Raw genomic sequence first — 11,530 nt, 5'->3', positions numbered from 1 at the left:
TTCCCATACCGAACACGGAAGTTAAGCTCTTCAGCGCCGATGGTAGTTGGGGGTCTCCCCCTGTGAGAGTAGGACGTCGCTGGGCACAAAGAAAAGTCGTTACCGAGTTTATCGGTAGCGACTTTTTTGTATTTTTTAAAACTTGGAGATCCGAAGACTAATATTAAGTTAGTTGAATAAACAAGCAACTTAAAAATTTGCTAGTTTAAGTACAACTCTTCACAAACTAGCCTTCAAGGAGCTGCATATAGTACAAATATTCTCCTTCAAATTCTACTATCAAGACTCCCAACTCCTGATCATTATCAATTTCTCTGGAAGCATGTACTTTAGTCCCGACAGGTAATTTTGTTGCTGTCATATCTTTAAAACCAATGCTATTGGTTGATTGTTTTTCAATTTCACCTATCAAATTATGTTTAATATACTTCTCTTTCATTTGTTCAAACCACTCTACTTCGGTCATATTGCTATAAATACGGTCTTTATACATCAAAATGTCAGCGTCTGCGTTTTGTTTTAAAACATCTTTAGCTGTAATCTTACCATCGTCAGCCACACCGCAAGCTGAAATTGAAATTAGAGATAGGATTATAAACAAAATGTTAAAAAAAGTTTTGTTGAAGGAACTCAACTTGGATTCTCCTTATCAATTTGCTAAACTCACTAATGTGAATAACAATAGTAAGTTTAGTGTCTAGCATTTAAAAGTAGTTTTATCTCTTTTATTTGTTCTATGTGTCGCTGTTCATGCAAGTATATCTGTTCGATCCATTGGTCAAGCGGTAATTCCCCTAAGGCAGTGTGCTTAAAGGATTTTTTCGCCAATAACGATTTTCCCTCTACTGTATCTAGGAAAATCAGAAGCTTATTTCTTGAACCGTTTAACAACTCAATGATTGACTGAACTTCAAATGGTCCTATATCTGGTTCAACGATTTCGGGAGCTTTAAACTTTTTCGTTCGATCTAATATAAGATGAACATTCTTACGTTCTGTTTGAGTATTATCAACTTTTTTTAATCCCCATTCAATAGCTTTTATTGTCGCCTGTTCTACTAAAACCAAGTGATGACAAACTTGTGCAATACTCCACATATTCATACTAAGCCTGTTATTAAATTGAGAATGACTTAATGAAGTAATTTCATTTACCAGGTTATTTCTCGTTTCATGCAGATGGTCATTTACTAAATCACTCACAAAATTCTCCCTTTACTTTAAAGTAGTTATCGGTTCTTATTCTATTCTGTATAATTACCTCTCATTCATCAATGCGAGAGTATTTCCTTCACTATCTTTAAAAAATGCCATCCATGTCTCTGTATCCCCGACCTTAGCGACCATATGAGGTTCATCTATAAAAGTTGATCCGGCGTTCTTCATTCGTGAAACTTCACTAGTTAAATTATCTACTTGGAAATAAAGTACGGAACTTGGATGATTAAACTCTTCGCTTTCTGGTCTGCTTAATATAAGCCTCGTTTCACCACACTGAAAAAACGCAAGACTATCCATTTCAAATAAAAGTGGTAATTGAATAACGTCCTTATAAAATGCAACTGCTCGTTCTACGTTTTCGACATTTACTGCCACTTGCCCTAATTTCAAAGTCATTCCCTCATTTCTTTTATATATGTATTCGCTATCAAATAGAAAAATCCTTTAACTCTTTAGGATAAATAAACTAGACAACTAATCAATAATATTATATACTACATTACAACACTAATGCACTGATTTATTAATGAGAGGAGATTAACCTCAGTGATTATAAATACCGAGAGTACTAAGCCGATATACGTGCAAATTGCGGAGTGGCTGGAGAATGAAATTATAGCAGAGCGATTTAAGGATGACGAAAAAGTATATTCACAGTATCAGTTGGCTGATCTTTTTAATATTAATCCGGCTACAGCTGCTAAAGGACTAACGATACTAGTTGAGGATAAAATTTTATATAAGAAGAGGGGACTTGGGATGTTCGTAGCACCAGAAGCTAAAACGATGATTCTGGAAAAACGGAGAAATGAGACATTGACAAAAATGGTAAAAGACATCGTTTTAGAAGCCAAAAGGTTATCGGTAACAAAAGAAGAGCTAATTCAACTCATTCATAATTGTGAGGGGGAGATCTAATGAAAGTGATAGATTGTCAAAAGGTAAGTAAAGGTTTTCGACGAACTAATGCTTTAGAGGATATAACGTTTCAACTGACAGATCAAAAGATTACAGGGCTTATTGGACGCAATGGAGCCGGGAAGACCACTTTGCTCAAAATATTGGCAGGCTTAACAAAGCATAAGTTCGGTGAGGTCAGTGTCTTTGGGAAAAATCCTTATAATAACTTAATGGTTTCTGAGAACAGTATTTTGGTGGATGATCAAATGACTTTTCCAGACTCCCTAAACTTAGAAGAAATATTGCTAAGTGCACCCGCTTTTTATAAAAGATGGGATGCACAATTTGCTAGTCGTTTATTTCAATATTTTAAGTTGAATCCAAAGCAACAGCATTCAAAGTTATCCAAGGGTGCAAAAGCCACGTTCAATATGATTTTTGGATTGTCAACACGCTGTGAGTTAACGATGTTTGATGAGCCGACGAATGGAATGGACGAAGCGGTTCGGACCGATTTTTATAGAGCTTTATTAAAAGATTATCTAGCTCATCCCCGCTCCATTTTAATCTCTAGTCATCACTTAGAAGAAATAGAGCATTTGCTTGAGGATATTTTATTAATTCATAAAGGAAGAGTTGTGTTACATCAAACTCTAGATGAGGTAAAGGAATATGCAGTAGCTGTTCAGGGGCAGATTGCTGATGTGGAAAGATGGACAGCTGGAGAAGAAATTATTCATTCGAAGAGAATTGATGATCAAAGACAGTATGTAGTGATTAAGAATAACTCAAAGTTGGAGAGAGCTCGTTTAGATTGTGCCAGTATTCAGAGATTAACTGCTAGTGAGGTATGCATGTATGTGACGAGTGAAAAGAGAGGGGGAATCGATGATGTTTTTAAATAATAGTAGCTTATTTAGTGTTGTGAAGGCACAAGTAAAGTTTAAGATAAATGCCTATAACGGATTGATTTACTCACTCATTATTTTGCAGGTACTAGGGATACTGCTCGTTGGTGTTGCAGGAAGTAGTGGGACTTCTATTAATAATACTACTATAAGCTTAAATACATCCACTATTGATATGGGATTTATGTTAGTTTCATTGTTAGCTATATCGGTAGGAAACCTTATAACTACTAAAGCGTATCGATATGATGATTTCTCGTTTGTGGCAACTCGTCTTAGCAGCAGTATTGCTAACGGTATTGTTCTATTAATCTTTAGTTGCTATGCGGGTGTAACCACTTTTTTTACGGGTTATGTAATGCGTCTTATCTTACGTGTCAAAAGTAGCCATGGATTTGTGGATAGTTCTAGTATTTTAAATGACCCATTAAGTTTTTTGCTAACTATTGTCGCTATCATTACTATGCTATGGATGTTCAGCTCCATCGGATATATAGCAGGCACTTTGTTTCAAAAGCATAAGCTACTGTTCTTTGGTGCAGTAGTAATTGTGGTTGTATTATTGATGACAGGGATTTGGGTTAGAATATCAGCATCTATTTTTGTGGAGAACGGTTCGTTATTAATACTTATTATGAAGGCTATCATCATAACGGTATTGCTCTTTGCTACATCTACTGCGATTTCCAACCGTTTGGGGGTAAGAACATGAGTAGTAATACATGGATGATTGTACTTGTTGGATTAATACCAGTTATTATTGGAGTAAGCATTGTTCTTTATCTAGTGAAGAAAGTAAACTTTAAAGGTAAATTTCGCTTCAACAAAATCATAATAATTATCTACTTTAGTCTACTAATCGCTTGCGGTGTTATATATGAAATAATACCGAAAGAGCCTATGGTGGAAAAATTATCGAGAGAAGAATTAATACAGCTACAAACAGAAAATAATTCTTTTCAAAAATCGTTACTAAAACTAGAAGAAAACAAATTGAACAAGAAGTTTTTTAAGGAAGAATGGTCCCATGAGGTGAGTGGGAATACATTATCCCTTGAATATAAAGGAAATGAAACTTACTCAACGGGAGTGGTAGTGGAATGGACTGATGCTACTGATCAAATAATAGAAGGAAAAATCTATCGATCAAATATAAATGTGTACGGATTAAATCTAGATGAAAAGATACCACTCCATAAAGTGGAATGGACTGGCACACAGTTGGTTATTCACGAGCCTTCAGTGCAAGAGCTGACATTTGATCAGTTTTCAAACAAAATGTATTCTTTAAACCAGATATTACATGATGGAGAGATTAGAATGGTAAGAGGGAAAACATATATTCACTTAAAAGTCCCAAAACATATAGAAATTGTGGACCCACTAGGAATGCAAATGTATTAGTAAATATAAAGTGCCTGCTACATGCAAGGCACTTTATTTTAATTTCACATCAAATAAGAATTTTAATCGGCCCATTAAAATTTTTGAAGGGATAAAAGGAAATAAGAAATCCCGAGTGGCAGCGAGTGGGAGAGATTGAATTTGAGCAGTTACCCCTATTTGACGAGAAAGCCGGATTACTTTTGCGGTGCGAGCAACTCGCTTAGCTTCATAAAATGCTAACACCTTATCCACATGTTCCAATTGTTTGAAGCCATTTCCGAGAACTATGGCATCTTCAATTGCTTGTCCCGCACCTTGTCCCATATTTGGTGTAGTAGCATGAGCAGCATCCCCCAGTAGAACAACTCTATCAAAAACAAACCGTCGTAGTGGCTTTATATCAGAAATATCATGGTGAAGGATATTTTCAAGAGGTGTAGTGGTAATTATACTTTGTACAACTTCTGGAAAATGTCTATATAAGTCACCGATTTCCTGTGAAGTAAGCTGCTGAAATTGTGGGTTGCGTGGTGCTGTATTGATGCAAGCAAACCAATAAACGCTACCATTCTTCATGGGAGCCATCCCGAATCTTCCTTTTGTTGACCATAATTCGGTTGATGTATATTCATTAGCTCTTCCGTCATTTTCGGTTATGCCTCTCCAGCATGTATAACCTGCATATCTTGGGACTGAGCCAGGAACAAGTTGTTGCCTTATAGGTGAGTGAATACCGTCAGCAGCAATGAGTAATTCGGCGGTCTCTGTCGTACCGTCTTCAAAACGGACTGTTACTTGATGGTCTTTTTGCTCGATAGATATACATTTTTTATTGAAATGAAGTGTATTCGGTTTAAGTGCTTCTAGGAAAGTTCTATGCAAATCAGCACGGTGAATGGTAATATTTTCTTGACCATAAAGCTGTTTAAGCACGGTAAAATCAATCGTATTTAAAGTTTCTCCATACGAGTCTTGAAATTCCTGTGTATGAAGTACATGTCCTTTTGCAAATATATCTTCACCAACACCAATTTCCATTAGTGCCTGCAAAGCATTGGATCCTATCCCAATACCGGCACCTACTGGTTGAAACGTTGGATTAGCTTCAAATACTTGAACAGTAAACCCTAGTTTTTGTAGGGTTACCGCAGCACAGAGCCCACCAATACCTCCACCTATAATTGCTATTTTCATTTGGAAATACCTCCGCCTATTGTGATAATCTAGTTAAAAGGGGTGAAATTTATGATCAAGCTTACTATGTATAATGATAGTTATCGTAAATCGTTAGAAAATTATCCGCTATCTGAGGAGCAGCTTTCATTCACAGGACATCCATTAGAATTACTAGAACGAGCTCAAATAAATGCAACGTATACTCCCATTATTATAACGGAAGATGATCAGGGTGCTGGCTTCTTCGTGTTAGATACGGGAGATGATAAATTCCATTATACAGATATTGAGGAGAGTATTTTACTTAGAGGATATTCCATTCATCCGGATTATCAGGGGAGGGGAATTGCGCAAAAGTCTATGTTACTACTACCTTCGTTTGTAGCGAAGCATTTTCCACATGTAAATAGAATAGTGCTTGGGGTGAATGAAGCAAACAAGGGTGCACAAGTTGTTTATGGAAAATCGGGTTTTATCGATGAAGGTATTCGGTTTAATGGAAGATCTGGTATACAAATTGCAATGTCAAAGAAGATTTGTTAAGAATCGATCGATGACAGGTGATAATCGATCGATCATACTATAGAATCGATCGATCGCACCGGAAAATCGATCGATCGCACCGGAAAATCGATCGATGACGGCCAAAAATCGATCAACCACCCAAAATAATCGATCGATCACCACCACTAATCCAATTTATACAATACGTCATCATCGCCACTAGGAGTACCGCGGCCATCTGTATTGTTTGTAATGAAATAAAGCGATTCCCCATCAGAGAACACATCGCGCACTCGGCCAAATCCTGTAATCGATTGCTCAATCTCGCCAGTATCCACATTAATCACTTTCACAGACTCTCCACGAAGTGTAGCGACATACAATTTATCTTTATGAAAGGTAATGCCTGATGGTGCCCAGGTTTCGTTACCACCAGATGTGATAATAGGAGATTCAAGCCCTTCTTCAGCTTCTTCCCCTTCTATAATTGGATAACCATAGTTTTTACCTTGTTCCACTAAATTGATTTCATCATTTGCCGATTGACCATGCTCCGCTTCGTATAGAATTCCTTCCTCGTCCCAGGTAAGTCCCTGAGGATTGCGGTGCCCCATGGAGAATATTTCAAAGGAGCCTTCTTCGTTCATTCGAAGAATTTTTCCATTCAGTGAAGTTGGGTCCTGTGCATTATTAGGATTTCCTGCGTCGCCGACAGTTACATACAACAATCCATCTGGTCCAATTTCTATACGACCACCATGATGAATATTACCGGTCGCTATGCCGTCCAAATGAATAGCGATTTCATGCCATTGACCATCTTCTCGCTTAATAGTCACGACTCTGTTAAAGGCTTCACCGTTAATATCATACGTATAGTAAGCGAATGCTTCACTCGTTTTTTCAAAGTCAGGTTTCAGTACAAAGCCGAGTAATCCTGCTTCTGAGATCGCTGCAAGCTTATCCGAAAGTTGTATTGGCTCATGTACAATTGTGCCATCATGTATACGTGCAATTGTACCAACACGTTCAGATATATAAAAAGCATTGTCGTGTAAATTAATGGACCAAGGAATATTTAAGTTTGTTGCGATCTTTTCTACAATTGAACCTTTGTTGGGCAACTTTTCTATCTCCTCCGTACAGCCGAATAAAACTAGTAAAATAACTAGAAACCCTTTTTTCATGGAAATCCCTCCTTGTATTACTTCTTCCCTTAAGAGAATCAATAATCCTCCCAAAGATGATAAGTTTTTCCTATGTAATACGATAATAACTATCGAATTTACTTATGATAGAAGTCAGAGTATGCTAAAAGAACAAAAGCGGTTTTGAAAGAAGGCATTATAAAATGGAGTTTTTAATCTTTTTCATTATTGGAGTTGTGGGAAATGTAGTTGGCACATTAGTAGGTGGGGGAGGTCTTATAAGTCTGCCGATGATGCTTTTAATGGGATTGCCAGTGCATTCTGCCATTGGGGCAAATAAAGTATCGAATACAGTCAGCTCGTTCTCAAGCTTTCTCGTGATTTTCGTGAAAAAAGAGGTTAGCGGGAAAGAGGCACTTTCGGTATTAATCTTTTGTTTAGGAGGGGGGATAATAGGTGGACTCGTTGCTTCCTTTCTAACTGGAGAAGTCCTGACGATTATCGCTATTATTCTACTAAGCTTTGCCTTTGTAACCTCCTTTATGGGAAAAGGAAACTTTGAAGGAAAGGAAATCTTTCAACTGAATAAAAAAACGGCACCAGCATTACTAGGAATCGGAATGTATGACGGCATGTTCGGTCCAGGGAGCAGCACGCTAGCACTATACTTGTATGCTAGTGAAAAGATTGCGTATATACGAGCTGTGGGACTTGCTCGAATTGGAGTGTTTTCTAGCTGCTTCGGTGCATCGATAACATATATTTCTACTGGTAAGATTATGTGGCCAGTTACCCTTGCGTTAATGCTTGGCGCAATAATTGGAGCACAGCTTGGACTTCGCCTTGCACGGAAACTAAAAGCGAAGCATATTAAACCGCTGCTGCGAGTGGTTACTATATTACTGTTAGTACAAATTGTAGTGGACTACTTGAAATAAAGGAGGAGTGAAGTATGAGGATACGCTGTGCTATTTTAGATGATTACCAGCAGGTTGCTATAAAAATGGCAGACTGGTCGTCTATTACAGAGAAGGTCGAGGTTGTATCGTTTTCTCAGCACTTTAACGATGAAAATGAACTTGTAGAGTCCATTCGTGATGCAGAAATAGTAATTGTGATGCGGGAGCGTACACCTTTTGGAGCCACACTTTTTGAAAAGTTACCTAAGCTTAAACTACTGATTACTTCAGGAATGAGAAATGCATCGATTGACCTTGTGGCTGCATCTGCTCATGGAGTTGCTGTTTGTGGGACTGCAAGTTCTTCAGAGCCGCCAACAGAGTTAACTTGGGCTTTAATACTAAACCTAGCACGTCAAATTATGAAAGAAAACGATAGCCTTCGTAGTAATGGATTATGGCAGAGCACAGTTGGGACAGATTTATATGGGAAACGTTTAGGTCTTCTTGGGTTGGGTAAAATAGGTGGACGAATGGCAACTATTGCGAAAGCCTTTGGAATGGATGTCATCGCCTGGAGTAAAAACCTAACAAAGGAGCAGACAGATAAGCTGGGTGTTCAGTTAGCGAGTTCAAAAGAAGAGTTGTTAGAGACAAGTGATTACATCTCTATTCATCTAGTATTAAGCGACAGAACTAGAGGACTTATAAGCGAGAAGGAATTACAACTTATGAAAAGCACCGCTTATTTGGTTAATACATCCCGATCAGCCATAGTGGACCAGCAAGCGCTTATAAAAGCGCTCCAGGAAAACTGGATTGCAGGAGCAGGTTTAGATGTCTTCGATATGGAGCCGCTACCAATGGATCATCCATTTCGGATATTGCCGAACGTATTAGCTACTCCACATTTAGGATATGTATCAGAAAGAAACTACACAACCTATTATCTTGAAGCCATAGAAGATATTCAAGCATACTTGGATGGAGGAGTCATTCGTTCTTTACTTTAATATTTAGAAAAAGAAAGGCTATCTGAGTTCATGACGCTCAGATAGCCTTTTTCAATATTATTTTAAAGCTTCTAGTTGTTTACCAAGTTCTTGTACAGCGATTGTTTCTTCGTCTGTAGTTGTTTGAAGTAATATCTTTTGTCTTTCAAGTGTTTCCTTCAATGTAGCTAGTTCAGCAGATATATCAGCATCTTCTTGCTCACTTTTTTCAATCAATGAGTTGATAGGATCAAATAAGTTCTCATGACCGACAATTCTGCCTTCACCCCACATAAGTTTTTCCTTAGGTGCTTTAATAACATAGTCTGTGAAATAATTGAATACATCTTTATCAAAATCATACGCGTACCAGTTGTTGTCAATTGCCCAAAGGTGTTCATCAACCGCAGTTGTGATGTCACCTTTTTCTAAAGCATCGATAGCTAGGGAAAGGTTCGTAATATTATTTTGAGCATGTTCGTGTGGGAATATTAGTACATCCTCCCATGTTAAACGAACGAAATGATCTTCAGCGTATTTGAATGCAGAGAGTAGACCACTATTCAATTCACGGCTTTCATCATACAATTTTTGAGCAGTTTCTGTATCTTCTTCAGATAGAGCAGCTAAATAATCGTCATTTACTTTTGCAACCTTTGCATTTACTTCTTCAGCAAGGGCAATGGATTTATCGATTTCTGTATCTAATTGTTCGGAAGAAACTCCTGCTTGTCCAAATGCATCCGTATCGACTTTATCTTTCATTGCTGTCAAACGCGTGGTGAAGTCTAATGGAACGACTGCTGTTTGATCGTAATGCATGGAAAGTAATCCGTATAGATTTAAGTGAAATTTAAAAGCATCCTCATTATATGTGTCTTCATTATCAAATTGTGAATGATAATGAGAGCGCATGAAATCACTGTCTTGAAAATCATTACGAAGGGCAGGTACACCAGCAATACTAAATGAAAAATCATCGGACCATGTACGAAGCGGAGAAATAACCGAAATGCCGTCTTTATACACGCCATCTACGCTTGGTACAGTTTCTGCGAATTCCGTTAAATAATTATTCAATTCGTAAGCAGAACGAATTTCATCTTGCGTTGTATGCTCATAGGCTGGAAGCTCAAAATTCATATTAGCAAATGCTTTTCCAACCCATTCCGGGTGAATATTGAATATTTGGTTGTATGCACCAGTGGACCAGTCATAGCGAGTATTAGAAACTCCCCATTCCTCTGCAGCAAGGGCATTGAAGATAATCGTTTTTTCTGGTTGATAGCCACTGTCTACTAAACCTTTAGCAACACCCATCATTAATCCGATAGCTGCATGGTCATCCTGGAATCCTGTAAAGTAAGAATCGTAGTGAGCAGATAGAATAATATACGATTCTGGATCTTTACCGATAATTTTTCCGTAATAGTTATACGACTTTCCGTCCATTTTCACCGTAGATTTAGCGTCGAATTTTACAGTCATTGTATCATTTTCACTAGCTTCTAAAGCTTTTTTCAATAGCTTGGCATCTGTTTGGGACATAGAAAATGCAGGAGCATCATCAGGTCCACAAATATCCTGCGCATTTAGTGCATCTTCATCTGCTTCGGCATATCCGGCTTCTTGAACTGCAATTACTCCCGCAGCTCCTTTTAAATGGGCTTGGTAGGCAGGGTAACTAATCCACCATTCCTCCCGTTGATTTATGTCAATTAAAACTAGCTTACCTTCGATATCAAGATTTGCTAAATCATCAGCAGTCCCTTTACCACCATAGACAATTTCAAAATCCTTGACACCATTCGTATTGAAATTAACTTGATAAGCTCCTAAAACAGCCATATGCTCTTTGCCGTTTTCATCTAGGAAAGTTAGATCAGCTTTTTCAAATTCCCATGTGTCTAAAGTAAATTCGTCCTTTGTCACTTCAGTAAGTCCAATTTTTTTCATTTCTTCCGCAATTTTTTCCCCAGTTTTCAATTCTGCCTCTGATCCAGCAGTTCGATAACCAAGTTTTTCATTTGTCTTAAATTCCTCTAGGCTCTTTGTAAAATCAAATGCATAATCGACATCCACAGCGGATAGGTATTCCTCATTTACATCGATCAATTTCTTCTCCTTTACAGCCTCTTCTTTTGGAGTACAAGCTCCTAAAGTTAAAGTGATTAACAATGTAGCTGCTAATCCTCCCATAATCTTGTTCATGTATCACAGTCCTTTACAATTTTTTTTACAACTAGATAATTAAACGACAAAAAATGCTAAATATCAATACTTTTTTTAATATTCTAATTCACTACATTCCCTATATAAAAAAGAAAAAACACACAACCATTGTATTAATTGCACATTTAGTGTAAAATTACACTAAATAGAATGAAAATTCATTA

At 37.5% G+C, this 11,530-nt stretch carries 14 protein-coding genes and 1 rRNA gene; 8 read left to right on the top strand and 7 right to left on the bottom strand.

The window, feature by feature from the left end:
- Nucleotides 1–85, top strand: a 5S ribosomal RNA gene (gene rrf / locus ACIQX2_RS16285); the annotation flags it as partial.
- 141 nt (nucleotides 86–226) lie between these two features.
- Here rrf and ACIQX2_RS16280 read toward each other — a convergent pair.
- From ACIQX2_RS16280 to ACIQX2_RS16270, 3 genes are read right to left on the bottom strand one after another with little or no spacing between them, the layout of a single operon-like run.
- Nucleotides 227–634 carry a hypothetical protein gene (locus ACIQX2_RS16280; protein WP_402852737.1) on the bottom strand — a complete coding sequence of 136 codons (408 nt, stop codon included), beginning with the start codon at nucleotides 632–634 and terminating at the stop codon, nucleotides 227–229.
- 56 nt (nucleotides 635–690) lie between these two features.
- The gene (locus tag ACIQX2_RS16275; RefSeq protein WP_402852735.1) at nucleotides 691–1,203 is read right to left on the bottom strand and encodes a DinB family protein; all 513 of its coding nucleotides are present in this window, start codon (nucleotides 1,201–1,203) and stop codon (nucleotides 691–693) included.
- Nucleotides 1,204–1,257: 54 nt separating this feature from the next.
- Nucleotides 1,258–1,611, bottom strand: a complete 354-nt coding sequence (locus ACIQX2_RS16270) for a VOC family protein (RefSeq protein ID WP_402852733.1) — start codon at nucleotides 1,609–1,611, stop codon at nucleotides 1,258–1,260.
- 156 nt (nucleotides 1,612–1,767) lie between these two features.
- Between ACIQX2_RS16270 and ACIQX2_RS16265 the strand changes: the two genes are divergently transcribed.
- The 4 genes from ACIQX2_RS16265 to ACIQX2_RS16250 are packed head-to-tail and all read left to right on the top strand — an operon-like array spanning nucleotide 1,768 to nucleotide 4,433.
- Nucleotides 1,768–2,139: a GntR family transcriptional regulator gene (locus ACIQX2_RS16265; protein ID WP_402852730.1), complete on the top strand. Its 372-nt coding sequence runs from the start codon at nucleotides 1,768–1,770 to the stop codon at nucleotides 2,137–2,139.
- Nucleotides 2,139–3,026: an ATP-binding cassette domain-containing protein gene (locus ACIQX2_RS16260; RefSeq protein ID WP_402852727.1), complete on the top strand. Its 888-nt coding sequence runs from the start codon at nucleotides 2,139–2,141 to the stop codon at nucleotides 3,024–3,026. The genes ACIQX2_RS16265 and ACIQX2_RS16260 overlap by 1 nt, the downstream gene beginning before the upstream one ends.
- Complete coding sequence (locus tag ACIQX2_RS16255; RefSeq protein ID WP_402852724.1) at nucleotides 3,013–3,741, top strand: hypothetical protein; 729 nt, start codon at nucleotides 3,013–3,015, stop codon at nucleotides 3,739–3,741. Before ACIQX2_RS16260 ends, ACIQX2_RS16255 begins: the two co-directional genes overlap by 14 nt.
- A complete protein-coding gene (locus ACIQX2_RS16250; RefSeq protein WP_402852721.1) occupies nucleotides 3,738–4,433 on the top strand; it encodes a hypothetical protein in 696 nt (231 codons plus the stop codon). The genes ACIQX2_RS16255 and ACIQX2_RS16250 overlap by 4 nt, the downstream gene beginning before the upstream one ends.
- Nucleotides 4,434–4,466: 33 nt before the next feature.
- Here the strand turns inward: ACIQX2_RS16250 and ACIQX2_RS16245 are convergent, their stop codons facing one another.
- A complete protein-coding gene (locus tag ACIQX2_RS16245; RefSeq protein WP_402852718.1) occupies nucleotides 4,467–5,609 on the bottom strand; it encodes an FAD-dependent monooxygenase in 1,143 nt (380 codons plus the stop codon).
- A gap of 51 nt (nucleotides 5,610–5,660) precedes the next feature.
- Between ACIQX2_RS16245 and ACIQX2_RS16240 the strand changes: the two genes are divergently transcribed.
- The gene (locus ACIQX2_RS16240) at nucleotides 5,661–6,134 is read left to right on the top strand and encodes a GNAT family N-acetyltransferase (RefSeq protein WP_402852715.1); all 474 of its coding nucleotides are present in this window, start codon (nucleotides 5,661–5,663) and stop codon (nucleotides 6,132–6,134) included.
- Here the strand turns inward: ACIQX2_RS16240 and ACIQX2_RS16235 are convergent.
- Entirely contained in the window at nucleotides 6,117–6,275 is a 159-nt protein-coding gene (locus ACIQX2_RS16235; RefSeq protein ID WP_402852712.1) for a hypothetical protein, read from the bottom strand. The genes ACIQX2_RS16240 and ACIQX2_RS16235 overlap by 18 nt on opposite strands.
- A gap of 5 nt (nucleotides 6,276–6,280) precedes the next feature.
- Entirely contained in the window at nucleotides 6,281–7,282 is a 1,002-nt protein-coding gene (locus ACIQX2_RS16230; protein WP_402852709.1) for a PQQ-dependent sugar dehydrogenase, read from the bottom strand.
- Nucleotides 7,283–7,446: 164 nt separating this feature from the next.
- Here ACIQX2_RS16230 and ACIQX2_RS16225 point away from each other — a divergent pair, with 164 nt between their 5' ends.
- Together ACIQX2_RS16225 and ACIQX2_RS16220 are read left to right on the top strand one after the other, a co-directional pair.
- On the top strand, nucleotides 7,447–8,181 hold the full coding sequence (locus ACIQX2_RS16225) for a sulfite exporter TauE/SafE family protein (protein WP_402852706.1): 735 nt from the start codon (nucleotides 7,447–7,449) through the stop codon (nucleotides 8,179–8,181).
- 14 nt (nucleotides 8,182–8,195) lie between these two features.
- Complete coding sequence (locus ACIQX2_RS16220) at nucleotides 8,196–9,155, top strand: D-2-hydroxyacid dehydrogenase family protein (RefSeq protein WP_402852703.1); 960 nt, start codon at nucleotides 8,196–8,198, stop codon at nucleotides 9,153–9,155.
- A gap of 57 nt (nucleotides 9,156–9,212) precedes the next feature.
- Here the strand turns inward: ACIQX2_RS16220 and ACIQX2_RS16215 are convergent, their stop codons facing one another.
- Nucleotides 9,213–11,345, bottom strand: a complete 2,133-nt coding sequence (locus ACIQX2_RS16215) for a M28 family peptidase (protein ID WP_402852700.1) — start codon at nucleotides 11,343–11,345, stop codon at nucleotides 9,213–9,215.
- Between the last annotated feature and the right edge of the window lie 185 nt (nucleotides 11,346–11,530).

Source organism: Psychrobacillus sp. NPDC096623 (genome assembly GCF_044762655.1).
Classification (GTDB): domain Bacteria; phylum Bacillota; class Bacilli; order Bacillales_A; family Planococcaceae; genus Psychrobacillus.
Note: the sequence above shows the minus strand (reverse complement) of the source record. Positions and strands in the feature narration are given on the sequence as shown.